Source organism: Pleomorphomonas oryzae DSM 16300 (assembly GCF_000422965.1).
Taxonomy (GTDB): Bacteria; Pseudomonadota; Alphaproteobacteria; order Rhizobiales; family Pleomorphomonadaceae; genus Pleomorphomonas; species Pleomorphomonas oryzae.
Window position 1 is genome coordinate 133,936 of the sequence record NZ_AUHB01000006.1, and the last position, 23,700, is coordinate 157,635.

20 protein-coding genes are annotated in these 23,700 nt (G+C 63.2%); 16 read left to right on the forward strand and 4 right to left on the reverse strand.

The annotated features are described in order from the left end of the window. Nucleotides 1–13 precede the first annotated feature (13 nt). Genes G522_RS0111800 through G522_RS0111825 form a run of 6 tightly spaced genes read left to right on the forward strand, consistent with a single transcriptional unit; the run spans nucleotide 14 to nucleotide 5,593 of the window. Nucleotides 14–898 carry a carbohydrate ABC transporter permease gene (locus G522_RS0111800; RefSeq protein WP_026791226.1) on the forward strand — a complete coding sequence of 295 codons (885 nt, stop codon included), beginning with the start codon at nucleotides 14–16 and terminating at the stop codon, nucleotides 896–898. Continuing rightward, nucleotides 898–1,743 carry a carbohydrate ABC transporter permease gene (locus G522_RS0111805; RefSeq protein ID WP_026791227.1) on the forward strand — a complete coding sequence of 282 codons (846 nt, stop codon included), beginning with the start codon at nucleotides 898–900 and terminating at the stop codon, nucleotides 1,741–1,743. The genes G522_RS0111800 and G522_RS0111805 overlap by 1 nt, the downstream gene beginning before the upstream one ends. 17 nt (nucleotides 1,744–1,760) lie before the next feature. Continuing rightward, nucleotides 1,761–2,771, forward strand: a complete 1,011-nt coding sequence (locus G522_RS0111810) for an SIS domain-containing protein (protein WP_026791228.1) — start codon at nucleotides 1,761–1,763, stop codon at nucleotides 2,769–2,771. Next, complete coding sequence (locus G522_RS0111815) at nucleotides 2,772–3,686, forward strand: carbohydrate kinase family protein (RefSeq protein WP_026791229.1); 915 nt, start codon at nucleotides 2,772–2,774, stop codon at nucleotides 3,684–3,686. It abuts the gene before it with no gap. Beyond that, nucleotides 3,683–4,753, forward strand: a complete 1,071-nt coding sequence (locus G522_RS0111820) for an ABC transporter ATP-binding protein (RefSeq protein WP_026791230.1) — start codon at nucleotides 3,683–3,685, stop codon at nucleotides 4,751–4,753. Before G522_RS0111815 ends, G522_RS0111820 begins: the two co-directional genes overlap by 4 nt. Nucleotides 4,754–4,804: 51 nt before the next feature. Then, on the forward strand, nucleotides 4,805–5,593 hold the full coding sequence (locus tag G522_RS0111825) for an alpha/beta hydrolase family protein (protein ID WP_210162920.1): 789 nt from the start codon (nucleotides 4,805–4,807) through the stop codon (nucleotides 5,591–5,593). A gap of 12 nt (nucleotides 5,594–5,605) precedes the next feature. On the opposite strand, the gene G522_RS0111830 is transcribed toward G522_RS0111825, so the two are convergent. Continuing rightward, nucleotides 5,606–6,748 carry a PQQ-dependent sugar dehydrogenase gene (locus G522_RS0111830; protein ID WP_036839024.1) on the reverse strand — a complete coding sequence of 381 codons (1,143 nt, stop codon included), beginning with the start codon at nucleotides 6,746–6,748 and terminating at the stop codon, nucleotides 5,606–5,608. Between the two features lie 84 nt (nucleotides 6,749–6,832). Next, a complete protein-coding gene (locus G522_RS0111835; RefSeq protein WP_036839027.1) occupies nucleotides 6,833–8,224 on the reverse strand; it encodes an SLC13 family permease in 1,392 nt (463 codons plus the stop codon). Nucleotides 8,225–8,304: 80 nt separating this feature from the next. Here G522_RS0111835 and G522_RS0111840 point away from each other — a divergent pair, with 80 nt between their 5' ends. Beyond that, nucleotides 8,305–9,114 (forward strand): AraC family transcriptional regulator, encoded by an 810-nt coding sequence (locus tag G522_RS0111840; RefSeq protein ID WP_026791234.1) that lies wholly within the window; start codon nucleotides 8,305–8,307, stop codon nucleotides 9,112–9,114. A 144-nt stretch (nucleotides 9,115–9,258) separates the two neighbouring features. Then, complete coding sequence (locus G522_RS0111845) at nucleotides 9,259–9,750, forward strand: GNAT family N-acetyltransferase (protein WP_026791235.1); 492 nt, start codon at nucleotides 9,259–9,261, stop codon at nucleotides 9,748–9,750. 7 nt (nucleotides 9,751–9,757) lie between these two features. Here the strand turns inward: G522_RS0111845 and G522_RS26550 are convergent, their stop codons facing one another. Beyond that, nucleotides 9,758–10,963 (reverse strand): MFS transporter, encoded by a 1,206-nt coding sequence (locus tag G522_RS26550; RefSeq protein WP_051228586.1) that lies wholly within the window; start codon nucleotides 10,961–10,963, stop codon nucleotides 9,758–9,760. Nucleotides 10,964–11,083: 120 nt separating this feature from the next. Between G522_RS26550 and G522_RS0111855 the strand changes: the two genes are divergently transcribed. Then, nucleotides 11,084–11,983, forward strand: a complete 900-nt coding sequence (locus G522_RS0111855) for a LysR family transcriptional regulator (protein WP_026791236.1) — start codon at nucleotides 11,084–11,086, stop codon at nucleotides 11,981–11,983. 20 nt (nucleotides 11,984–12,003) lie between these two features. On the opposite strand, the gene G522_RS0111860 is transcribed toward G522_RS0111855, so the two are convergent. Then, on the reverse strand, nucleotides 12,004–12,900 hold the full coding sequence (locus G522_RS0111860; RefSeq protein ID WP_026791237.1) for a helix-turn-helix domain-containing protein: 897 nt from the start codon (nucleotides 12,898–12,900) through the stop codon (nucleotides 12,004–12,006). Between the two features lie 124 nt (nucleotides 12,901–13,024). Between G522_RS0111860 and G522_RS0111865 the strand changes: the two genes are divergently transcribed. The 7 genes from G522_RS0111865 to G522_RS0111895 all read left to right on the forward strand — a co-directional run bounded on the left by G522_RS0111865 (nucleotide 13,025) and on the right by G522_RS0111895 (nucleotide 23,631). Next, nucleotides 13,025–16,396 carry a DUF5107 domain-containing protein gene (locus G522_RS0111865; RefSeq protein ID WP_026791238.1) on the forward strand — a complete coding sequence of 1,124 codons (3,372 nt, stop codon included), beginning with the start codon at nucleotides 13,025–13,027 and terminating at the stop codon, nucleotides 16,394–16,396. Nucleotides 16,397–16,407: 11 nt separating this feature from the next. Beyond that, nucleotides 16,408–17,301: an aldose 1-epimerase gene (locus G522_RS0111870; RefSeq protein WP_026791239.1), complete on the forward strand. Its 894-nt coding sequence runs from the start codon at nucleotides 16,408–16,410 to the stop codon at nucleotides 17,299–17,301. Between the two features lie 60 nt (nucleotides 17,302–17,361). Beyond that, the gene (locus tag G522_RS0111875; RefSeq protein ID WP_026791240.1) at nucleotides 17,362–18,249 is read left to right on the forward strand and encodes a serine hydrolase domain-containing protein; all 888 of its coding nucleotides are present in this window, start codon (nucleotides 17,362–17,364) and stop codon (nucleotides 18,247–18,249) included. Between the two features lie 180 nt (nucleotides 18,250–18,429). Then, nucleotides 18,430–19,626, forward strand: a complete 1,197-nt coding sequence (gene nhaA, locus G522_RS0111880; protein ID WP_026791241.1) for a Na+/H+ antiporter NhaA — start codon at nucleotides 18,430–18,432, stop codon at nucleotides 19,624–19,626. A gap of 519 nt (nucleotides 19,627–20,145) precedes the next feature. Further along, nucleotides 20,146–21,663, forward strand: a complete 1,518-nt coding sequence (locus G522_RS0111885; protein WP_026791242.1) for a sugar ABC transporter ATP-binding protein — start codon at nucleotides 20,146–20,148, stop codon at nucleotides 21,661–21,663. Then, the gene (locus G522_RS0111890) at nucleotides 21,656–22,621 is read left to right on the forward strand and encodes an ABC transporter permease (protein ID WP_026791243.1); all 966 of its coding nucleotides are present in this window, start codon (nucleotides 21,656–21,658) and stop codon (nucleotides 22,619–22,621) included. The genes G522_RS0111885 and G522_RS0111890 overlap by 8 nt, the downstream gene beginning before the upstream one ends. Nucleotides 22,622–22,689: 68 nt before the next feature. Beyond that, nucleotides 22,690–23,631, forward strand: a complete 942-nt coding sequence (locus tag G522_RS0111895; protein WP_026791244.1) for a substrate-binding domain-containing protein — start codon at nucleotides 22,690–22,692, stop codon at nucleotides 23,629–23,631. Nucleotides 23,632–23,700 lie beyond the last annotated feature (69 nt).

The window sequence follows — 23,700 nt, forward strand, 5'->3', positions numbered from 1 at the left end:
ACGAGGACACCGGATGTCCGGCACCTGGATCACCACCCGGGCGTGGCTACTTATGCTGCCGCTCCTCATCGTCATGGTGGCCGTCATCGGCTGGCCGTTGGCCGACACCGTGCAGCTTTCCTTCACCGACGCCAAGCTGGTGGGCACGTCCGGCAGCTATGTCGGCTTCGATAACTACGTCCGCCTCGTTTCCGGCAACGCATTTGGTCGCACCCTCTTCACGACCACCTTCTTTGCCGTGGTGGTGGTGACGACGGAAATGGTGTTCGGCGTGCTCGCCGCCCTGTTGCTGAACCAGCAATTTTATGGCCGCACGCTGCTTCGCGCCCTGCTGATCCTTCCCTGGGCGTTGCCGACCGTCGTCAACGCCACCCTGTGGCGGCTGATCTACAATCCCGAATACGGTGCCCTCAACGCGGCACTGACCCAGCTCGGCATCCTCGACAGCTATCGCTCCTGGCTTGGCGAGCCCGGCACTGCCCTGACGGCACTGATCGTCGCCGACTGCTGGAAGAACTTTCCCCTTGTTGCCATGATCGCGCTGGCGGCGCTGCAGGCCGTGCCGCGCGATGTCATCGCCGCTTCCTATGTCGATGGCGCCAGCGCCTTTTCCCGCTTTCGCTTCGTCACGCTGCCCTATCTTGCGGGCCCGCTGATGGTAGCGTTGGTGCTGCGCACCATCGAAGCCTTCAAAGTATTCGACATCGTCTGGGTGATGACGCGCGGCGGGCCTGCCAACTCGACGCGCACCATGTCGATCCTCGTCTATCAGGAAGCCTTTTCCTTTCAACGGGCAGGCTCGGGCGCCTCGCTGGCCCTGATCGTTACGCTGATCATCACCGTGCTGGCCATTGCCTATGGCACCGCTGTGAAGAAAGTTGCCGGGAGCGCCACCTGATGGAACGCCAGAGCCCCCTCTTCCGCTTGTTTCTGCACGTGGCGGCGTTGCTGTTGGCGGCGGTTATCCTGACGCCGCTCGTCTGGCTGTTCGTGATGAGCATTTCGCCGGCCGCCGATCTCGCCGCCAAGCCGCTCAAGTGGTGGCCCGCCGCCATGGATTTCTCGCGCTACGCCACCCTCCTATCCACCACCGAGAACAGCGCCGGCGCCGCCTTCATGGCCAGCCTTAGGAATTCCCTGATAGTGGCCGGCATGGCCACCCTGGCCGCCATAGCGCTTGCCGTTCCGGCCGGTTGGGCCGTTTCGCGCACTCCCTCGGTCGGCTGGTCGCTCTCGGTGGTGATCGCCACCTACATGCTGCCGCCGGTAGCGCTCGCCGTGCCGCTTTACATGGCGCTTTCCAATTTCGGCCTGCTCAACAGCGTGTTCGGCCTGGCACTCGTCTATCTCACCATTCTCGCCCCCTTCACCACCTGGCTGATGAAGTCGGGCTTCGACGGTATTCCGCGTGAAATCGAGCAGGCCGCGGTCATCGATGGCGCGAGCCTGTGGCAGACGCTCCGCATCATTACCTTGCCGCTCGCCATGCCGGTGGTGGCCACTTCAGCGCTGTTCGCTTTCCTGCTGGGTTGGGACGAGTTCTTCTATGCCCTGCTGTTCACCTCCGACCAGCGGGCCAAGACGCTCACCGTCGCCATCGCCGACCTCGCCGGCGGGCGCGTCTCCGACTACGGCCTGATCGCCACGGCCGGCGTGCTCGCCGCGCTGCCGCCAGTGGTCGTCGGCCTCGTCATGCAGCGGGCGCTGATTTCCGGCCTTACCTCCGGCGGCGTCAAAGGCTGAACCTTAAGGACAACATCATGACTGCCTCCCGTCCCGAAAGCCTTCTCGCCATCGACCGCGAAATGGCACGCCAGCACGCCGACGCCCTCGCCTCCTTCGAGACCAACCGCGAGGTGGCCGCCCGCGCCGCCGCCTCGCTCAAGAAGACCGGTCGCCTGTTGATGCTCGGCATGGGCGGCTCGCACGCCGTCGCCCGCGCCGTGGAGCCCTACTATCGCGCTCTCGGCATCGATGCCGTGTCGTTGCCGGTATCCGAGCAGCTCGCCGCGCCGCTGCCGCTGGCGGGGCGCACGATCTTCGTCACCTCGCAGTCCGGCGAAAGCGTCGAGGTGGTTCGCTGGTTCAAGGAAACCGGCGGTACCGCCGACACCTTCGCCCTGACGCTCGAGGGCGGCTCCTTCCTCGGCAAGGCCGCCCCGGCCCTGGTCGCCGCCGGTGGTTCGGAACTGGCCTTCGCCGCGACACGCAGCCTGACCCTGACGTTCGCGCTCCATCTTGCCATTCTCGCTGCGCTCGGCGCCGACGCCCAACCGGCACTCGCCGTGTTGAAGGCGCCAGAGGCGCCCGACCTGTCGGCCGCGCTGGCCGCCTTGAAGAAGGTGCGCAACATCGTCACCTCCGGCCGCAGCCTGCAGGGCGTTGCCGAAGCCATTGCCCTTGGGTTCACCGAACTGTCGCGGCGGCCCTGCTTCTCGCATGAGGGAGGCCAGCTCCGGCACGGACCGATGGAGATGCTGTCGCCGGAAATTGGCGCGGTGCTGTTCCGGGCCAAGGACCCGACGTCGCCGCTCATCGCCGGCATGGCTGGCGAAATCCTGGCCGCAGGCGCTCCGGTGGTGATTTTCGATGCTTCCGGTGAGCCGCCAGTCGCCGGCGCGGTGACTGTTGCCGTCAAGCCTGCCAGCGGAATAGCCGCCGTCTTCGCCCTGCTGCCGGCTGCGCAGACGCTGATGGTCGCCTTCGCTGCCGAGCGTGTCGAGAATGCTGGTACGCCCGTCCGCTCGAACAAGATTACCCGGAGCGAATAAGTGAAGCCGATCGCTGTCATTGGAAACGTCAACGTCGATCTGATCCTCGGTCCCGCCGCGCCCTGGCCGCAGCCAGGCACCGAGATCATCGTCGATCATGACGAACTCAGGGTCGGTGGCTGCGCCGGCAACTCGGCGCTGGTCCTGAAAGCGCTCGGCATACCTTTCGCGCTGGCGGCCAGCATCGGCAACGATCGATTCGGCACATGGCTGGCGAGCGAGTTTGGCGAACAGTCGAAGCATTGGCGCGTTCACGAAGAGAACACCACCATCTCCGTCGGCATCACCCATCCCGATGGTGAGCGTACCTTCTTCACCACGCTGGGCCACCTGCCGCATTATGGGGCCGCCGACGTGCTCGCGGTTCTCGATGGCGAAGCTCATCGCGGTGGCCTGGCTCTGTTCGCCGGTCCGTTCCTGATGCCCAAGCTGTCGCAGGAATATGGCCAGCTCTACGACTGGGCCGACAAGTTCGGCATCCGCGTTGCCCTCGACACCGGCTGGCCTCCGGCCGGCTGGACGCCAGAAATCATAGCGGCAGCCAAGGGCTGGCTCGCCCGTTCGGCCATCGCCCTCTTCAACGAGGTCGAGACGACCTCGATCACCGGCCAGGACGACGTGCGTGACGCCGCTCGTGCCATGCTGGACCTGATGCCGGAGAACGCCGTCGCCGTCGTCAAGCGCGGCCCTCACGGTGCCTTGGCAGCCTCCAGTGCCGGCATTGTTGAAGTGCCTGCGCCGAAGGTGAAAGTGATCGACACCATCGGAGCCGGCGACGTGTTCAATGCCGGCTTCCTGGCGGCATTGGCCGCTGGCAAGTCGCTCGAAGAAAGCCTCAAAGCGGGTGCCGCGACCGCCTCGCTTGCTGTCTCCACCTATCCGCGCCGTTACGCCCCGCCGGAGTCCCGTTCATGAGCGCCCTTGTCGTCGATAACATCCGCAAGTCCTTCGGTGAGGTTGAGACACTGAAAGGCATCGATATCTCCCTGGAAAGCGGCGAGTTCCTCGTGCTGCTCGGGGCCTCTGGCTGCGGCAAGTCGACCCTGCTGAATATCATTGCCGGGCTCGCCGAGCCGACGGGCGGCGACATCCGCCTCAACGACCGTTCGCTGATCGGCGTGCATCCCAAGGACCGCGACATCGCCATGGTGTTTCAGTCCTACGCACTCTATCCCAACCTCTCGGTACGCCGGAACATCGGCTTCGGCCTGGAAATGCGGAAGGTTCCGGTTGCCGAACGTGAGAAGGCGGTCGCTGAGGCGGCGCGCCTTCTGCAGATCGAGCCACTGCTCGACCGCCGGCCGAGCCAGCTTTCCGGTGGCCAGCGCCAGCGCGTCGCCATCGGCCGTGCGCTGGTCCGCAATCCCAAGCTCTTCCTGTTCGACGAGCCGCTTTCGAACCTCGATGCCAAGCTCCGCATGGAGATGCGCACCGAACTCAAGCGCCTGCATCAGATGATGAAGACCACCGTCGTCTACGTCACCCACGACCAGATCGAGGCGATGACGCTGGCGACCCGCATCGCCGTGATGCGTAACGGCCAGATCGAACAGCTCGGTACGCCTGAGGAGATCTATAACCGGCCGGCCACGCTCTACGTCGCCACCTTCGTCGGCGCACCGCCGATGAATATTCTTGACGTGGTTGCCACAAATAACGGCCTGCTGGTTGCCGGCAGCGACACGGTGATCCCCGTTCCCCCCTCGCTCCTGGCCGGCCTGCCGACCGGCGGCAGCCTCAAACTTGGTATCCGGCCAGAGTCTTTCCGGGCCGAGGCCGGCGGCCTACCGCTGACGCTTCGCTGCGACGTGACCGAGCTCACCGGTCCCGAGCTGATCCTCTCAGGCAGCGTTGGCAGCCAGCGTCTCGTTGCTACCCTGCCGCCGCGGACCCGCGCGCCCGTCGGCAGCGATGTAACGCTGTCGCTCGACGTCGAAGCGCTGCATATTTTCGACGGAGAGACTGGCAAGCGGATCAACTGACATCTCGATCCGACATATATATGGACAACCCAAATCGAAACGTCCGTCACCATGGCCAACATGCCCGTCAGCACCGCTCTGTCCAGTGGTGCCACGAACATCATTGAAGGTGAGTGGCCGGACCGGCGCCTTACCTTAGTGTCGCGTGCCGAATTGTGGAGTTACACGGCAACTGCTCCACGCGCCCAGGCGCTGATCTATGCCGGCGGCGGCTACACCTCCCTGTTCATCGACAAGGAGGGTGTCGAGGTGGCGCTCTGGCTGAACAGTCTCGGCATCGATGCCCATGTACTGGTTCACCGCCTGCCTGGCCAGCCGGATGGCAAGGGCGGCGTTCAGCCCAAGGACATCGCGCTGGTGGATAGCCTCGCTGCGCTCCGCCATCTGCCTACGACCCTGCCACTGTTCCACGTCGGTCTCTCTTCAGGCGGACATATGGCCGGCGTCATGGCCTGCCAGACGACCGGCACCGATGTGCGCGGCGCCATCATTGCCTATGCCCCTCTCAACGCCAACCATCGGCGGCACAAGTATCCCGAAGGCAAGCCGGACTATCCGCCGGTCGAAAAGCAGGACTTCTACGACGACTGGCCGATCGGCCTTTCGGGTCACCCGCACGCCATCCCGAAAATGCCAGTGTTTCTTGCCTATGCCCTGGCCGACGCATCGGTACCGATCCAGCACGCGCTAAGCTTCATCGAGACGGCGGCCGCGCAGAAACTTGACGTCGACGCGCACATCTTCGGTCTGGCACCTCACGGCTTCGCCTTGCGGTCAACCACCGGCAGCGAAGCGAGCTGGCCGACGCTCGCCGCCGATTGGATCGAGCGACACCTTTAAAGCCGGAGTGCTTTAACGGGGACTGAGCCGGAGAAGACGCCCGGGATTAGCATCCTCAATCACCCAGACCGCACCATCGGGGGCCACCGCCACATCGCGGATGCGCCCTTCCATGGCAAAGCGTTCATCTTCATGGGCGGTATCGCCCTTGATGGTCACCCTCGACAGCGATTGCGTCTTGAGCCCACCGATCAAAGCCGAGCCCTTCCAGGCAGGGAAAAGATCACCCTCGTAGAAGGCAAGACCAGCCGGCGCGATCACCGGATTCCAATAAAGCGCCGGTTCGCGGAACTCCGGTCGGGTCGGCGGCTTGGGGATCGGCGTTCCGTTGTAGTTGTCGCCGTAGGACACCTCCGGCCAGCCGTAGTTGACGCCTGGCTCGATCAGATTGAGTTCGTCGCCGCCCTTCGGCCCCATCTCATCCAGCCAGAGACGACCATCGGGGGCAAAGGCCAAACCATAGGGATTGCGATGGCCGGTGGTCCACGTCTCGGCGCGGACACCGCCCGCCTTTGCGTCCGGATTGCCCGGCGCCGGTTTGCCGTCGAGCGTCAGGTGCAATACCTTGCCGAGCGCCAGATCGGGGTTCTGCGCCGTTTCCGGGCGCATACGATCGCCGGAGGTTAGGAATAGCGATTTGCCGTCGGGCGCAAAGGCGATGATGCCGCCTGGCTGACCACCCTTGCCCTTCGGCATCTGCCGCCAGATGACCTCCATGCCGTCGAGCCGCGCAGAACCCTTCTGTTCCTTCAGCTCCGCACGGGCGAGCGCCAGCGAACTTCCACCATCGCCCGGCTCGACATAGGTGAAATAGATGCGGTGGCTCTGGGCAAAATCCGGGGCGAGTGCCACGTCGAGCAAACCGTTCTGTCCGGCATGCTCAACCTTCGGCACGCCCGCAACCTCGACCGGGTCGCCGCCTCGGTGATCGACCAGGAACATCTTGCCCGGCTTGGTGGTGACGATCAGTCGGTCGGCGTCGATCATGGCGATTGCCCACGGCAGATCGAAGCGCGCCACTGTTTGGGTCTGGAACGGTACCTTGGTCGTCACTTTATTGGGGCCGGCGTTATCCGGCGCGGCACTCGCCGGTATGGCCGTCAGGCTGACGATGGTCGCTGTAGCGAGCAGAATCCCTCGAAGAGCGGCAGGCATGTCGGCGTCTCCCTGGCTGTGCCGGCGGAGCCGACATCTCAGGGAGATTTGGGAAGCCGCACCCCATTCTCAAGAGGCGCACGGTCACAACCAGCCGAGCGCCTTCCACCACAGGAAGTCGATCGGCACCAGCGCCACGAGCGTGATCAGCGCAAGCGGCACCGTCACCTTGACGAGATGGTCGAGCTTTTCGCCGGACAGCTGCATCGCCACAACGAGCGGGCCGACCTGATAGGGAAACAGCACCGTCGAGAAACCGACCACCTGTGTCATCAGCACCGTCATGGCGCTGTAGCCGGTGAGGGTCGCGAGATCACCGGTCATTGGCGTCAACACCGCCGGTGCGCTCGGCACCGTCGTGAACATGCCGGTGACGAAGGACAGGAAGGTCAGCGAGAAAAAGTTGGCTGCGTCATGCCCTGGTGCCAGCGGCAACATGGAGGTCAGAAAGGCACCGAGCTTGCTGCCAAGACCGGAGGCATTGACCACGGCGCCAAGCGCCAGTGCTCCAGCGACGAACAACAAGAGGCCGAAATCAATCGACTGCCGGAAAGCCGGCGGGCTTACCACACCGACACGCGGCGCCAGCAACAGCACCGCAGCGGCAAGGCCGACCCAGGCGGAGTTGATGCCATGCAAGCTGTCGGTCATCCAGAACAGCAAGGTAACGAGCAGGATGACGATCACCTTGCCCTGCCCCGCCTTGCCGTTCTGAGCGGCTGTCGCGGTCGTGCCGAGCGGCTCACCGACCTTGGCCGGAAAGAGCGCAAGCACCACGCCCACGGTGACGATCGATTTCACGATTCCCAGCACGGGGTAGTGAAGCAGAAGATAGGCTGTGTAAGAGAAATGGATACCGAGGATGGTTTCTGCCGAACCCGCAAGAACCATGTTCGGAATATTCGCCGGCAAGATCGCGAAGCTTGGCATGTTGCAACCAATGGCGAGAATAGCGGCAATGCCGATGCGTCCGTTGGAGCCTTTGGCGAAACCACAGCGATCGGCGATCGCCATGCCGATCGGCACCATCACCACGGCACGCCCCACCGATGACGGCATCAGGAAGCCGAGGATCATCGAGGCGAGCATCAGCCCGCCGATCAGACGCGGATAGCTTTGCGTCAGGAGCGGCGCGATGACGGCGGCAAGGCGACCGTCAAGGCCGGTGGCGTTGATGGCCGCTCCGATCACGAAGCCGGATATGATCAGCCATACCGCCGCCGAGGCAAAACCCGAGAACACCAGCGGCGCTGGCTGCAAGCCGGCAATCAACACCGACACGAAGAGCAGAAGGCTGGCGAAATAGCCCGGCACCAGCGCCGTCGCCCAAAGCCCGAGCGTGACAAGGACGATGGCGAGCGTCACGCCACCCGATGGACCAAGGGCCGCCGGCGAGACGATGGCAACGGCCGCCGCGATCAGGAGTACCGCAGCCAAAATGAAATGGCGGAGCGTCAATTGGCTGAGCGTGACCATGATCGAGTCCCTGGAACCGTGAAACATGAATTCGAGCCGGCACACTACCGGAAAGCCGGTGGTGGCGTTAGATTGCCATCATGCCAAAAAATGTCGCCGACACGCCATTCTTCGAACCATCGCCGGTGTCCTACATCATCGATCCGGACCGACCGCTGCTGATCCGCAGCCAAACGCTGGTCGCCAACCGCATCGTACGGCCGCACACCCATCCTCGTGGCCAGTATGCCTGGGCAAGAAAAGGCGTGCTGCGCATCATCAGCGACCACAGCGTCTGGATCGTCCCTCCGACGCATGCCGTATGGATTCCCGGCGGTACTCGCCATCAGGTGGCGAGCGAGACACGGGCCGAGGTGCGGCACGTCTTCGTCGATCCGTCACGTACCGTGCGAGCCGGAGCTCCGCGCCTCGACCGTTGCGCCGTCCTCGCCGTGACGGCCTTGATGCGCGAGCTCACGCTTCGGCTGGAAGCGATCCTCGCCGAGGAACCCGACGAAACGCGCCGCCTGCGCTTCTGCGACGTGATGATCGACGAGCTCGACCGGCTCGAAGAAGCGCCGCTGCACCTACCCGGCGGCCGCGACCCGCGACTCGTCCGTCTCACCCGCCACCTTGGCGAACATCCCGATGACCGCCGGCCGCTCGCCGAGCTTGCCAGTTTTGTCGGGGCCAGCATACGGACGCTGGAGCGCTTATTCGCCGAGGAAACCGGCCTCACCTACCGCCGCTGGCGGGCCCGGCTGCGCCTCCTCGCCGCCATCGAGCGGCTGGAACGGGGCGACAGCACCACCGCGGTGGCCATGTCGCTCGGCTACTCGTCACCGAGCGCTTTCACGGCGAGTTTCCGCGAGGAATTCGGCGAGCCGCCGCGCACCTTCCTGCGCGGCTGAGCAAGGTAGCAGCCGCAGCTCGCGGCAAGATCAGTATCTTTGTGCGCGATAGCGCTGGACGTCCCGCGACCCACGCTGGTACATCCCGTGACCGGACAACCTGATGCCCAGCCGGCAAAACCTTCCCGTGGCAAGGATGCAACCATGGATCTCCTGGTGAAGCTCTACGATGTCGTCGCCGATCTCGGCCTCGAGCGAAAGCTTGCCGAAAACGGCATCGTCATCCGTCGGGCACTGGCGCCTGAACTCGACACTATCCGTGCCTGGATCGCGCCCCGCTTCAGTGCCGGCTGGGTGAGCGAGGCGCAGGTCGCCTTTTCACGCGATCCCAACGCCTGTCTGATCGCCGTCCAGGACGGCAAGCTCCTGGGCTTTGCCTGCTATGACGCGATCGCCCTCGGCTTCTTCGGCCCCACCGGCGTTGACGAAGCAGCGCGTGGCCTCGGCATTGGCCGAGCCTTGCTGTTGAAGACGCTTCTTGCCATGCGCGAACGTGGCTACGGCTACGCTGCCATTGGCTGGGCTGGGCCTGTCGACTTCTACGCCCGGGCCGTCGGCGCCATTCCTATCCCTGGCTCGGATGGCAGCGTTTACGCTGGAATGCTCAAGCCGCTGGCGAATGAACGGGCCGGTTGAGGCAGCTTCAGTGGCCAAGCCGTACCCCGGCATCACCTGTTTTCCGTTCGATCAGCATCGACAGCACGAACACGGCTGAGCCGACAAGCCCGAGCAGCACGCCAACCCAGCCGGTGGATGCCCAGCCAAAGCCAGCAGCGATCGCCACGCCGCCCAGCCAAGCGCCAAGCGCATTGGCGATGTTGAAAGCAGAATGATTGAGGGCGGCGGCCAGCGTCTGTGCCTCCTTGCCGACATCCATCAAGCGCGTTTGCAGGGCCGGCACCACCGCAAAACCGGTGCCGATGAGGAAGATGGCAGCGACCGCCGTCACCGGATGTTTCACGGCCACGGTAAAGAGCGCCAGCACCAGGATGTTCCAGGCGAGCAAGCCGGCGATTGTCGGCAGCAGAGCCCGGTCGGCCAGCTTAGGACCGACGATATTGCCCGCGATCATGCCAGCGCCGAAGACGCAGAGAACGAAGGGAACTCCGCTTTCCGGAATACCCGACACCTCGATCAAAGTCGGCGTAATATAGCTGAACACGGCAAACATGCCGCCGAAGCCGGTGGCTCCAATAGCCAGCGTCAGCCAGACCTGCGGCTGGCGCAAGGCGCCCAGTTCCCTGAGTGGGCTGGCACCGGGTTTCGGCTGGTCGCGGGGAACGCAGAGCATAACGAGCGCCACGGTCAACAAGCCCAGCGCGCCGACCACGCCGAAGGCGGTCCGCCAGCCGAGCGCTTGCCCCGCCCACGTGGCGACCGGCGTCCCGACCAGCGTTGCCACGGTCAGACCCAACATGACCCGACCGATGGCGCGCGCGCGCCCGTCCGGCGGCGCCATGCCGGCGGCGACCAACGCCGCGACACCGAAGTACGCGCCGTGCGGTAGAGCGGTGATGAACCGCAGGATCACCAGACCGGCAAAGCTCGGCGCCAACGCACTGGCAAGATTTCCCGCCGCAAAAAGCCCCATCAGAACCAGCAATAGCCAGCGCCGCGACAACCGCGCGCCGACAACGGCGATCAACGGCGCACCGACCACGACGCCGAGAGCGTAGGCGCTGATGATCCGGCCTGCCTCTGGCATGGTGACCTGCCATGAATTGGCTACGTCGGGCAGAAAGCCCATGGCGGCGAATTCGCCTGTACCGATCGCAAAGCTGCCGATGGCCAGCGCAAACTCGGCAATGGTGGCAGCACTGAAAGGAAAGGACTTTACGGCGTCGGTCATGGCGCTCCGATCATATCCACGCAATAGCGTGTCTTTGAAAATCGGTCGCAGCCTAGATTTGATTCCGCCCTCGAAAAACATATGGTTTCGGAAGGACCTTTCGGAATGAACGGAAGATATATGCGAACCGATCAGGAAGCGGCGATCATCTCGGCCATCGTGCGGCACGGCAGCCTGTCGGCCGCCGCCCGGCAGCTTGGCCTGTCGGTCTCGGTGGTGGCCGATCGCCTGGCTGGGCTCGAGCGGCGGCTCGGTGTCCGACTGATCGCGCGCACGACCCGCCGCCAATCACTGACCGAAGCCGGCAAGCTCTACCTTAGCGAAATGGAGCCGATACTCGCAGCCATTGAGGCCGTGGAAACGCGTGTCCGCGACCTATCATCCGTGCCACAAGGCACGCTGCGAATTTCCGCGCCGCTGCCGATCGGCCGCCGCTGGATCGCGCCGTTCGTGGCCGAGTTCGCCGCGCGTTACCCGGATGTTCGCCTGCAGCTTCTGCTGGAGGACCGCTATGTCGATATCGTCGGCGAAGGATTTGACCTCGCCATCCGTGGCGGTCCCGCCGTGGAATCGGAATTCTCCGGCCGCTTTCTGGTCTCCACCCGGCGGGTGGTGGTCGCAAGCCCGGCCTACCTCGCCCAGCACGGAACGCCAATGCGTCCCGAGGATCTCTCTGCGCACGCCTGTCTGGTATTCAATGGCGGCGGGCACTTCCATGCCGACTGGCGGTTCGGCCGTGGTGAGGCTGCAAGGATAGTACGGGTGTCGGCACGGCTGGCCACCTCCAGTTCAGAACTGCCGGTGGTCTGGGCAGCGGCCGGCATGGGCCTGACGCAGAAGTCTCTTTGGGAGGTTCAAGATCACCTTGAGGACGGCCGCCTCGTCACCGTGCTCGACGCCTTCGAGCCGGACCCGGCATCCTTCTATGCCATCCATCCCGTCAGCCGATCCCAATCCCGCCTGCTGTCGCTGTTCGTCGGTGAGCTATCCGACTATCTGAGGCAGCGTTTCCCGGCATAACGGCGCCACGTCCTTCGCCATCAGCCCTTGCGCAGGGCCCGATACTGCGTTGGCGAACTGTCGTGCACCCGCCGAAAGCAGCGCGAGAAATACAGGGGATCGTCGAAACCGAGATCGGCGGCGATCGCCTTCACCGACTGGTCGGTGGTGTCGAGCAGGAAACAGGCACGCTGGATCTTCAGGCGAATGAAGAAGTCGAGCACCGTAAAGCCGGTGCGCTTCTTGAACACGGCCGCCAGATGCGACGATGAGAGATTGGCCTCGCGTGCCAAGTCATCGACCTTCAGCGATCGACTGAGGTTGCCCTGCATGACGTCGATCACCCGGCGGATGCGCTGGTCGAGGTTGTCGTCGCGGTTGGGCGAGCGATGGCGGAGCACCACCAGATGTGTAACGAGCTGCCCAAGTGCCATCGACGCCGATAGGAGGTTGTCCGGCGTGTAGCCGCGGCCGAGGATGGACAGCATCTTTTCGAACAGCGTCGGGATGGCTGGGTCGCGTCCAGGGTGCAGCAGCGGCTCCTCCGGATCGAGCTCGAGCAATTCGGGCAACAGGGCAACCTTGGCACCATCAAGGTGCACCCAGTAGATCGTCCATGGATCATCGGAATCCGCGCCATAGGCATGCGGCGCGCCGGCCGGCGCCACCAAGGCTTGGCCAGGGCGGATCCGTAGGGCCACATCGCCTAGCCGCGCCCAGCCACTGCCGTCGGTACAATAGATCAGCACGGACTGCGAAATGCCGTCAGGCCGCTCAACGAAGTGCCATTGGGCGTGTGGGTAATGGCCAACGTCGCTCGGCAAGAGTTCGATCAGCGGCTGCCCTTCCAGCCAGCCGGACACCACCGGACGCGGCAGCACGACCGATCGCTGCCCCGGAAAGCCTTCCTTGATCCGCTGTTCGCCATCCCCAGTCATACGCTCAGGCTATCAGAGGATCCTCCATGATGTCCATCGTTCCCGCTATTCACGGCAAGGAGGCCGGCGCCTAGCGTTTCGACAACGACAAATCCCCCGCTTTCGGGATGGGAAGGAACGCGCCATGAAACAAGTCGAACTCCCCGTAGCGCCCACAGCGCTTACCGGGCCGGTCAAGGCGTGGTCCGCACCGCTTGTCATTCCCACCTACGAGCCAGCCCCGGCCGACCGCAATCCGATGTTCCTCGAAAAGCGTGTCTTCCAGGGGTCGAGCGGTCGCGTCTACCCGCTCCCATTCTTTGACCGTATCGGATCCGAGCTGCGTGAGAAAAGCTGGACCGCGCTGCATATCGAGAATGAGTATCTGCGCGTCACCGTGCTGCCGGAGCTCGGTGGCCGCATCTACGCCGTCGTCGACAAGATCAACGGCTACGACCTCGTCTACCGCAACCGCGTCATCAAGCCGGCTCTGGTCGGCCTCGCTGGCCCGTGGCTGTCCGGCGGCATCGAGTTCAACTGGCCGCAACATCATCGTCCCAGCACCTACATGCCGGCTTCTTGGGAAATCGTCGAGGAAGCCGACGGCTCGCGTGTCATATGGCTCAGCGAACATGAGCCGATGAACCGCATGAAGGGCATGCATGGCGTACGCCTCAGCCCTGGCAAAGCCTGCCTGGAACTCGCCGTGCGTCTGCACAATCGCACGGAGCTGACGCAGAGTTTCCTGTGGTGGGCGAACGTCGCTACCGAGGTGCATGAGGACTACCAGAGCTTCTTTCCGGAGGACGTTCATTTCATCGCCGACCACGCCAAGCGCGCCACGTCCGCCTTTCCTGGTTGTGAGGGGCGCTATTACGGTGTCGATTACGCCGGTCGCGCCAAGCATGGCGTCCCCCCGGAGGAAACACCGGCGCAGTTCGTACCGAAGCGCGGCTACGCGCCCAATGATCTCCGCTGGTATGCCAATATCCCTGTCCCCACCAGCTACATGTGCCTCGGATCGCGCGACGATTTCTTCGGCGGCTATGATCACGCCGTCGATGCGGGAATCGTCCATGTCGCCAACCACCACATTTCCCCCGGCAAGAAGCAGTGGACTTGGGGCAACCACGATTTCGGCTACGCCTGGGACAGGAACCTGACCGAGCCGGACGAGAATGGCGTCTCCTGGCCGTATATCGAAATCATGGCCGGCGTCTATACCGACAACCAGCCGGACTTCTCCTTCCTGGCCCCTGGCGAGACCAAGACCTTCTCGCAGTACTGGTACCCGATCCGTGAGATCGGCGCCGCCGCCGCAGCGACCCTCAAGGCCGCCATCGGACTGAAGCTCGATGGAACCAAGCTGGCGGTCGGTGTTCAGTCGACCGAGACCATGGCGGATGCCCGGATCACCATCTCAGCGGCCAATGGCGTTTTGGCCAGCAGGGTGACGAATCTCGATCCGATCAAGCCGCTTCTTCTCACCGTCGACCTCCCCGAGGGCACGGATCGCGACGACGTGCGTGTTGTCATCGAGAAGGATGGTGCCTTGCTGGTCGAGCGTCGCCCCGTCGACCGGAGCGAGGTGACCATCCCGCCACCGGCCACCGAGCCGCCGCCACCTGAGGAGATCGAGAGCGCCGACGAGCTCTGGATGACCGGCGTTCATCTCGACCAATACCGCCATGCGACGCGGCCGGCCGACATCTACTGGCGCGAGGCGCTCCGCCGCGATCCGGGAGATAGCCGGTGCAACACGGCCCTCGGCATCTGGCACCTTCGGCGCGGCGAGTTCACCGCCGCCGAAGCCTGTTTCCGCAAGGCGATCGAGCGGCTGACGCGCCGCAACCCCAACCCGCCGACCGGCGAGGCGCATTATCACCTCGGCCTCGCGCTTCGCTACATGGACAAGCCTGAAGCGGCCTATGACGCGCTCTATAAGGCAACCTGGAACGCCGCCTGGCGCGGCCCGGCGCATCTGGCGCTAGCCGAGATCGACGGCACGCGCGGCGCCCTTGGCGACGCTCTTGCCCATGTCGAGGAAGCCCTTCGCCACGACGTCGAAAACTCTGTGGCGCGCAATGTCAGAGCAGCCTTGCTCCTCAAGCTCGACCGAGCGGCGGACGCCGACGCGCTCCTCACCGAGACCTTGGCTCGTGACCCGCTCGACGCCCGTGCGCGCGCCTTGAAGGGCCTGACGATCAACGGTGACGATCAGCTCTACCTCGACATAGCCATCGAGGCGGCACGTGGAGGCTTCATAGCCGATGCCTTGAGGCTGCTCGAAGACCGCATCGCCGCTGTCGGCAGTGCCGCATCACCGCTTCTGCACTATCACGCGGCCGATTTTTGTCGTCGTCTCGGCAAATCCTCGCAACCTCACCTCGCCGCTGCCGCCAAGGCGTCGTCCAATTACTGCTTCCCGGCGCGGCTCGAAGACATCGCCGTGCTGCAGGCGGCGACGGCCGCCAACCCGGCCGACAACCGCGCGCCCTACTACCTCGGCAACCTTCTTTACGACCGCCGTCGTCACGCCGACGCGATCGCCCTCTGGGAGAAATCCGTGGCGATCGACCCTTCATGGTCGATCCCCTGGCGCAACCTTGGCATCGGCTATTTCAACATCGAAGGCTCCGAAGAAAAGGCCATTGCCGCCTATGACAAGGCGCTTGCCGCCGCTCCACACGATGCCCGCCTCGTCTACGAGCGCGATCAGCTCTGGAAGCGCATCGGTCGCTCGCCAGCCGAGCGTCTGGCCGAACTGGAGAGCCGGCTCGATCTCGTCGCAAGCCGCGACGACCTCAGCGTCGAGCTGTCGGCTCTCTACAACCAGCTCGGCCACCCCGAAAAATCGGCCCCCTTGATCGCCGGCCGTCTGTTCCAGCCCTGGGAAGGGGGCGAAGGCCTCGCGCTCGATCAGTGGGTGCGTGGGCACCTCGGCCTCGGCCGCAAGGCGCTCGCCGCCGGCAATGCCGGGCTGGCGGTGACCGAATTCGAGGCGGCACTCAACCCGCCGCACTCGCTAGGCGAGGCGCGCCATCTCCTCGCCAACCAGAGCGATGTGCATTACTGGCTCGGCAAGGCACTTGCCGCCGCCGGCCGCACCGAGGAGGCACACCGCTGGCTGACGCTCGCTGCCGAGTTCGCCGGCGACTTCCTCGGGATGGAAGTGCGCGCCTACTCGGAGAAGACCTTCTTCTCGGCCCTGTCGCTTCTCGCACTTGGCCGCAAAGCGGAGGCCGAGAAGCTGCTTGGCGAACTCCGTACCTATGCCGAAGAGACGATGGCGAGCCCGGCGAAGATCGATTATTTCGCCACCTCACTGCCGACCATGCTGCTGTTTGACGACGACCTTCAGCTCCGTCGGCGCGTCTCCGCTCATGTCATGCTCGCCGAAGCGGCCATTGGCCTCGGCGACACATCAACCGGCCGCGAGCACCTTCAGGAAGTTCTGAAGCTGGACCCCAACCACGCGCTCGCTGCCGACCTCCTCAGCGATCTTCCCAATGGCTGAGGAGGACTGACATGGACGTGCTGCGCCTCAGAACGGATGTTGCCGAGCTGAAACTCTCGACACGAGGCGCAGCCGTCCTTGGCTGGGAGATCGACATGAGCGTCGGTCGCCGGCCTCTCTTGCGTCCGGCGCGTCATGGCGGTGACGGCGCTCCCGATGAGACCTCGGCTTTTCCGTTGGTGCCCTTCGGCAACCGCGTCGGCGGCAATGCCTTCAACTTTGAAGGCCGTGTCTATCAACTGACACCCAACGCTGGTGATCGATACCGCCTGCATGGTGACGGCTGGCTGTCCGATTGGAGCATTGAAGCGGGAACCGAAAGCAGCGCGACCCTCGTCCTGCGTCACAAAGCCGAAGCGGTCGCTCCGTGGGATTATGTCGCCCGACAGACGATCGCGCTCCACGGACGCAGCTTGGCGCTGACCCTGTCGGTCGAGAACACGGGCGCGATTGCCCTGCCCTTCGGTCTCGGCTGGCACCCTTATTTCCCGATGACCCCGCGCACGCGGTTGACGGCGCCCGCCTCTTCCATCTGGCTTGAAGGGGCCAATTATCTTCCCACCGAGGAAGTGCCTGTCACCGCCGACCTCGATTTCCGAAAGGTCGCGCCACTACCCGACGGGTGGGTCAACAACGGCTTCGAGGGCTGGAACGGTTGCGCCCGCATCGATTGGCCGGAGCGTGGCCTGACGCTAACCATCGACGCCGATCCGATCTTTTCCCGCTACGTCGTCTATCGGCCTGATACCGCCCGCGATACAACCTACGCCGACGATTGGTTCTGCTTCGAGCCGATGACACACACGGTCGACGGCTTCAGGATGGCGGGCATGGGTGGCTTGGTGCCCCTTGCTCCCGGCGAGTGCCTCACGGGCCGTATCCAGCTTGAAGCCGTGGTCCGTTAGCCGTCGGGCTGGTCAGCTGCGCTGTGTTATCCTGCCTTGGACGAACGGTAGAAAATCGGCATGCAGGCGACGAGCATACATTCCTTCTGGGTCTCGACCGGCGGAGATGAGGGCGCACGTGGCGACGCTTCGCTGCTGTTCCCCTATTGGAGCTTCACCAAGGCCATCATCGCAATCTGCGCGCTGAAACTCTATGAGCGCGGCAAGGTCGAACTCGACGCCCATCTCGATGGCGAGCGCTACACGCTTCGACAGCTCCTGAACCATACGGCCGGTTTGCCGGACTATTCCGCCCTTGCGAGCTACTCCAAGGCTGTCGCGGCCGATGAAGAGCCTTGGTCACCCGGTAAATTGCTCAGCGAGGCATTGGCGCAGGGCGAGTTGTTCGCTCCCGGGGAAGGCTGGTCCTACTCCAATGTCGGCTACCTGCTGGCGCGAGAATGGATCGAGACCGCCTCGGGACAGGGCCTTGCCGAGCTAGTTCAGGACATCGTCTGCCGTCCCCTCGGGCTGAAGAGCGTTGAGCTTGCAGTAACTCGCGAGCAATTCCAACACGTTCACTGGCGCGGCGCCCGGAGCTATCATCCCGGATGGGTTTATCACGGCTGTTTGGTAGGAACTGCCGAGGATGCTGCTCGGATTCTGCACGGCCTCCTCAGCGGCAAACTGCTGGATGCCAAATCGTTGGAGGACATGCTGCAACGCATTCCTCTCGGCGGAGCCTTGGAAGGACGCCCGTGGACGGATTGCGGCTACGGCCTTGGCCTCATGATTGGCAGCATGGGTGCTTCCGGACGAGCCATCGGCCACTCGGGAGGTGGCCCGTTCAGCACCAATGCCGTCTATCATTTTCCGGACCGCGCGCAGCCGATTACCGTGGCCAGTTTTAGCGACGACACAGCCGAGGGCCAGGCAGAGTTCGGAGCCGCCACACTTGCCCTAGCGTGATCAGGGCCTCTCGGGCGGCATAAACATCAAAGCGTCCACCGAGAATCTCTCTGCCTAATCTGGAAAAATCTCGAGCGATGCATTAGCTTCACTTGAAAATAGCGTGTGCTGCGTGCGCTACGGGGAGCCCGAAATCGACGGAGACTTCGATCAACCTTCCAACTATGGGAGCGGGAATCCATGTCTTTGCCGATCAACCCAGGGCGCATCCAGTCGACGCTTCGCCGTTTCCTCGATAACGAGGCGTCAGGCGGCCTGGTTTTGATGGCTGTCGCCGCGCTGGCCATATTGACGGCCAACTCGCCCTTGGCAGAAGCCTACTTCCACGGCCTTCATGTCTACATTGGCCCCCTCAGCGTCCAACACTGGGTCAATGACGCCCTGATGGCCCTGTTCTTTCTGCTTGTCGGTTTGGAGATCAAGCGGGAGATGCTGGACGGCCAGCTTTCGAGCTGGAGCCGGCGCATTCTGCCCGGCGCTGCCGCGGCGGGCGGAATGTTGTTTCCCGCCCTGATCTACGTCGGGCTGAACCTGAACCATCCGGAAGCACTGAGAGGTTGGGCGATACCGACGGCAACCGACATTGCCTTCGCTCTCGGCGTGATCTCGCTGTTCGGCTCCCGCGTTCCGAGCTCGCTCAAGATCTTTCTCGCGGCGCTAGCCATCATCGACGACCTTGGCGCCGTCATCGTCATCGCGCTGTTTTACACCGGCGGGCTCAACTTGATGGCGCTCGGTGGTGCCGCTGTCGTTCTTGCTGCGCTTTACGGGCTGAACCGCGCCAAGATAACGGCGCTATGGCCATATCTGGCGTTGGGGCTGGTGCTCTGGGTGCTGGTGTTTGCTTCCGGCATCCATGCCACACTGGCTGGCGTCATGCTTGCCCTGACGATTCCGCTGAAACCAACGCCCGGTGCGCCGGAAGCGCAGCATGCGGAGTCGCCGCTTCATCGGCTTGAGAACGCCCTCCACAAGCCGGTCGCCTTCGTGATCGTTCCGATATTCGGTTTCGCTAACGCGGGCGTTTCGCTTGCCGGCGTTTCAATGGACCTGTTTACCGAGCCGCTAACCATGGGCATCGCGACGGGTCTGATGCTGGGGAAACTGGTCGGCGTCGTCGGAACCGTCGCCCTCATGGTCAAGCTTGGCCTGGCCCACCTTCCGGCAAAGGCCAGTTGGGGCCAGATGATCGGAACGGCATTGTTGTGTGGCATCGGCTTTACAATGTCGCTGTTCATCGGATTGCTCGCTTTCAACGATCCAGCCGTCCAAGATCACGTCAAGATCGGCATCCTCATCGGCTCACTCATATCTGGCGTGCTCGGGGCGCTCTTCCTGGCTATCTTCGGGCGGCGCGGCGCAAAGCTCGCAACCTGAGCATCATTTCGACTTCGGACGGTAGACGATTTACCCTCAAACGGGGGACCATTGTCGATCTGGCCCACTACCTACAATTTCGGAACAATTAATCCAAACCGTAGATATTCATACACGTATAGCAATCCGCGTGACGCCCGGATTTCCCATATTTCAATACTACGATTGGCTCATATGAAGCAATATATGGATCGTTGACACAAATTTTTGGAATACATAGTCTATATGCTGAAGTTGTAAAAAACGATTCACAGAGGGTATCCTCCATGTGGTTCGAGCGCAAATCGACTGACTTCCTGAAGCAGGTTTTGCGATTACAACGCAATTGAGACGAGCCAAACAAAGTAATTTTTCCTACTGACACCTAGATCTTCAGTTGAAAGCGCAGCGGCGCGTCATGAGCGTAGTATTCGACATTGGTATAGCGAAAGGCGGCAGGTATCGGGGCGCGCTTCCTGCGCCTAGACCCTGGTGGCAGTCAGCCGTCATTGGTCCAGATAGCGCCAAAGGAGACAGGCCATGATGCCTCCCCTGCTCGAGATGCGAGGCATCGCCAAAAGCTTCAACCGGAATCCCGTGCTGGACAATGTGAACCTGACGGTCGGCCGCGGCGAAGTGCATGCTCTGATGGGCGAGAACGGTGCCGGCAAATCGACGCTGATGAAGATCCTCATGGGCATGCTCCCGGCAGATGCCGGTGAGATCCGGCTCGAAGGGCAACTATTCAGTCCGCACAATCCGCGCGATGCGATGAACCATGGCCTTGCCATGATTCATCAGGAGCTGAACCCGGTACTCGATATGGAAGTGGCCGAGAATGTCTTCCTCGGCCGCGAGATCCGCCGTTTCGGACGTGGCCCTTTTGGTGTGGTCAACCTCGGCGCCATGCGCCAGGGCTGCCAGGAGCTGTTCGACCGTTTCGCCATACCCTTGAGTCCATCGGCCCGCATGCGCGATCTGTCGGTAGCCCAGATGCAGTTGGTCGAGATCGTCAAGGCCATCTCGCTGTCGTCGAAGGTCGTCATCATGGACGAGCCGACCTCGGCCATCACCGAACGCGAAGTGGCGATCCTTTTCCGGCAGATCGATGCCCTGCGCGCCCACGGCGTGTCGATCATCTATATCTCCCATAAACTCGATGAGATCTTCCAGATCGCCGACCGCATCTCCGTAATGCGCGACGGCGTGCTTGTGGCCTCCGACGCCACCTCGGCCTTCGATCGCAAGACCGTCATTCGCCACATGGTCGGTCGCGAGATCACCAATTACATCCCGAAGGAAACGGTGCCGATCGGCGACGTGGTGCTCGAGGTGCGTCATCTTTCCTGGGGCCAGCGCGTGCGCGATGTCTCGTTTTCGGTTCGCGCCGGTGAGATCCTCGGCATTGCCGGACTGGTTGGCGCAGGACGTAGCGAAACGGTGGAGACGCTCTTCGGCATCCGGCCCGCGACCTCCGGTGAGATCCTCATCCGCGGCCGACCCCAGCCCATTCACAGTCCAGGCGCCGCCATCGCGCACGGGCTGGCATTGGTCACCGAAGACCGCAAGATGACCGGGCTCAACCTGCTCGGCACGGTCGAGGAAAACATCTCACTCGCCGCGATCGGTCGGCTTGCCCGTTACGGCGTGATCCGGAAGGGGCAGGAACACGCGCTAGCCGAGGACAACATCGCCCGGCTACGCATCAAAACCTGGTCGCGCGACGCTCTGGTCTCGTCTCTTTCCGGTGGCAACCAGCAGAAGGTGGTGCTGGCCAAATGGCTGGTCACGCAACCCGACGTCATCATTCTCGATGAGCCGACGCGCGGCATCGACGTCGGTGCCAAGCGCGACATCTATCTGCTGATCGGTGAACTGGCTAGCCAGGGCAAGGCGGTGATCGTCATTTCATCGGAGCTCATCGAGATCATGGGATTGGCCGATCGCATCCTGGTCATGGCCGAAGGACAGATAACCGGCGAGCTCGGCCGCGACACCTTTACCCAGGAACGGATCATGGAATTTGCTACGCCCACCAACGAGGTTCGTCATGTCTGAGCGGCGCCGGGGAACATACGGTCGCGGTCAGTTTTTCCAGGATTTCGGACTGATCCTGATCTTTCTTGCCGTCGTGGGCGTATTGGTGGTGCTGTCGCCGGATGCCTTCGCGCGCCCTGCCAATCTGATCGGCATCATCAAGCAGGCCTCGATCAACGGCGTGCTGGCCATGGGCATGACGTTTGTCATCATCTCCGGCGGCATCGATTTGTCCGTCGGCTCCATCGTTGCTTTCACAGGCGTCGTTGCCGCCAGCTTCGCTCATCCCGACGAGTACCCCCTCGCTCTGGCGATTGTCGCGCCGATGCTACTGGGCGCCTTGATCGGCGCCGTCAACGGCGCCTCGGTCGCCTATGGCGGCATCCCGTCGTTCATCGTCACGCTGGCATCGATGATCGTTTTCCGCGGCGCCGCGCTGATTACCTCCGATGGTTCGCCGGTGTTCGGCGTTTCCGACGCCTTCGAGGAGATCGCCGGCGGTTTCGTGGCCGGTTACCTGCCCTACCTGCCGATCTATTTCATCGTCGTGGCCGGCCTCAGCGCTTTCGTGCTGAAGGCAACCGTATTCGGTCGCCGGGTCTATGCCATCGGCGGCAATGCAACGGCCGCCGCCGTGTCGGGCATCAATGTCAAGGCAACGCTGACCGGCGTCTACATGATCTCCGGCGCCTTGGCCGGTCTTGCCGGCCTGCTCCTCGCCTCGCGTACCGTTTCGGGCAGCCCCACCGCCGGCGAGGGCTATGAGCTCAACGCCATCGCTGCCGTGATCATCGGTGGCGTCAGCATGACCGGTGGTGTCGGCCGTTGGTACGGTCCGGTCATCGGTGCGCTGCTGATTGCCGTGATCGGCAACGGGCTCGATATCCTCAACGTGTCATCCTACTACCAGCTCGTCATTCAGGGCTTGATCATCTACTTCGCCGTGCTTGCCGACATCAAAGGCAAAGCCGGGCGTTGAGAAGGCGTGTCCCGGGGAGGAACGTCGGGACAGCGCATGGACCGAACGAAGGTCACAAGGAGGAAACAATGAAGAAAACGCTTGTCTGCCTAGCCGCCATGACGCTCGGTGCCACCCTGTCCTGGGCGCCGTCCGTATTGTCAGCCGAACTCAAGGCCAAGCCGGAGCAGAAATATGCCCTGCTGATGAGCCATATGGACAACGAGTTCACCATCCAGCTGTCCGGCGCCGTCAAGGACAAGGCCAAGGAGCTCGACGCCAAGCTGACGGTATTCGATGCGCGCAACGAAATCGCCAAGCAGATCAGCCAGGTTGAGACGGCCGTCACCCAGGGTTACACCGGCATCCTGATCGAGCCGGTCGCCGTGGACGGGCTTGGGCCGGCTCTCGGCGCCGCCAAGAAGGCCGGCATCGGCGTCATCAACCTCAATCAGAAGGTCTCCGACACCTCGGTGATCGACTCCTATGTCGGCGCCAACCCCGTCGAGGGCGGCCAGATCGAGATGGAGTTCATCGCCAAGGCGATCGGCGGCAAGGGCAATGTCGCCTTCCTGCTTGGGCCGCTCGGCTCGGATGCGCAGATCGGTCGCACGCAGGGCTATGAGAACGTCCTGAAGAACTATCCGGACATCAAGGTCGTCTACAAGCAGACCGCCAACTGGCGCACCGACCAAGCTCTCAAGCTGACGGAAAACTGGCTGCAGACCGGGACCGAACTCGCCGCCGTCGTCTCCAACAATGACGATATGGCGCTTGGTGCCGTCAAGGCCGCCAAGGACGCCCAACTGATCGGCAAGATCAAGATTGCCGGCCTCGATGCCGCTCCGAACGCTCTCGCCGCCGTCAAGAACGGGACCATGGACGCCACGGTGTCTCAGAACACCATCGAGCAGGGTCTCATGGGCATGGAAGCTCTGGTCAAGCTCGCCAACGGCGAGAAGATTGAGCCGGTGATCACCGTGCCGCACGCCCTGATCACCAAGGAAAACGTCGCCAAGTTCATGAAGTAGCATCGACTCCAAATCGGACTAACGCGGCGGCCGTGGTGTCAACGATCGACACCACGGCCGTTCTTCATG

Coding starts and splice junctions, on each gene's coding strand:
- G522_RS0111800 (WP_026791226.1), top strand. CDS start 14: ATGTCCGGCACCTGGATCACCACCCGGGCGTGGCTACTTATGCTGCCG.
- G522_RS0111805 (WP_026791227.1), top strand. CDS start 898: ATGGAACGCCAGAGCCCCCTCTTCCGCTTGTTTCTGCACGTGGCGGCG.
- G522_RS0111810 (WP_026791228.1), top strand. CDS start 1,761: ATGACTGCCTCCCGTCCCGAAAGCCTTCTCGCCATCGACCGCGAAATG.
- G522_RS0111820 (WP_026791230.1), top strand. CDS start 3,683: ATGAGCGCCCTTGTCGTCGATAACATCCGCAAGTCCTTCGGTGAGGTT.
- G522_RS0111825 (WP_210162920.1), top strand. CDS start 4,805: ATGGCCAACATGCCCGTCAGCACCGCTCTGTCCAGTGGTGCCACGAAC.
- G522_RS0111830 (WP_036839024.1), bottom strand. CDS start 6,748: ATGCCTGCCGCTCTTCGAGGGATTCTGCTCGCTACAGCGACCATCGTC.
- G522_RS0111835 (WP_036839027.1), bottom strand. CDS start 8,224: ATGGTCACGCTCAGCCAATTGACGCTCCGCCATTTCATTTTGGCTGCG.
- G522_RS0111840 (WP_026791234.1), top strand. CDS start 8,305: ATGCCAAAAAATGTCGCCGACACGCCATTCTTCGAACCATCGCCGGTG.
- G522_RS0111845 (WP_026791235.1), top strand. CDS start 9,259: ATGGATCTCCTGGTGAAGCTCTACGATGTCGTCGCCGATCTCGGCCTC.
- G522_RS26550 (WP_051228586.1), bottom strand. CDS start 10,963: ATGACCGACGCCGTAAAGTCCTTTCCTTTCAGTGCTGCCACCATTGCC.
- G522_RS0111855 (WP_026791236.1), top strand. CDS start 11,084: ATGCGAACCGATCAGGAAGCGGCGATCATCTCGGCCATCGTGCGGCAC.
- G522_RS0111860 (WP_026791237.1), bottom strand. CDS start 12,900: ATGACTGGGGATGGCGAACAGCGGATCAAGGAAGGCTTTCCGGGGCAG.
- G522_RS0111865 (WP_026791238.1), top strand. CDS start 13,025: ATGAAACAAGTCGAACTCCCCGTAGCGCCCACAGCGCTTACCGGGCCG.
- G522_RS0111870 (WP_026791239.1), top strand. CDS start 16,408: ATGGACGTGCTGCGCCTCAGAACGGATGTTGCCGAGCTGAAACTCTCG.
- G522_RS0111875 (WP_026791240.1), top strand. CDS start 17,362: ATGCAGGCGACGAGCATACATTCCTTCTGGGTCTCGACCGGCGGAGAT.
- nhaA (WP_026791241.1), top strand. CDS start 18,430: ATGTCTTTGCCGATCAACCCAGGGCGCATCCAGTCGACGCTTCGCCGT.
- G522_RS0111885 (WP_026791242.1), top strand. CDS start 20,146: ATGATGCCTCCCCTGCTCGAGATGCGAGGCATCGCCAAAAGCTTCAAC.
- G522_RS0111890 (WP_026791243.1), top strand. CDS start 21,656: ATGTCTGAGCGGCGCCGGGGAACATACGGTCGCGGTCAGTTTTTCCAG.
- G522_RS0111895 (WP_026791244.1), top strand. CDS start 22,690: ATGAAGAAAACGCTTGTCTGCCTAGCCGCCATGACGCTCGGTGCCACC.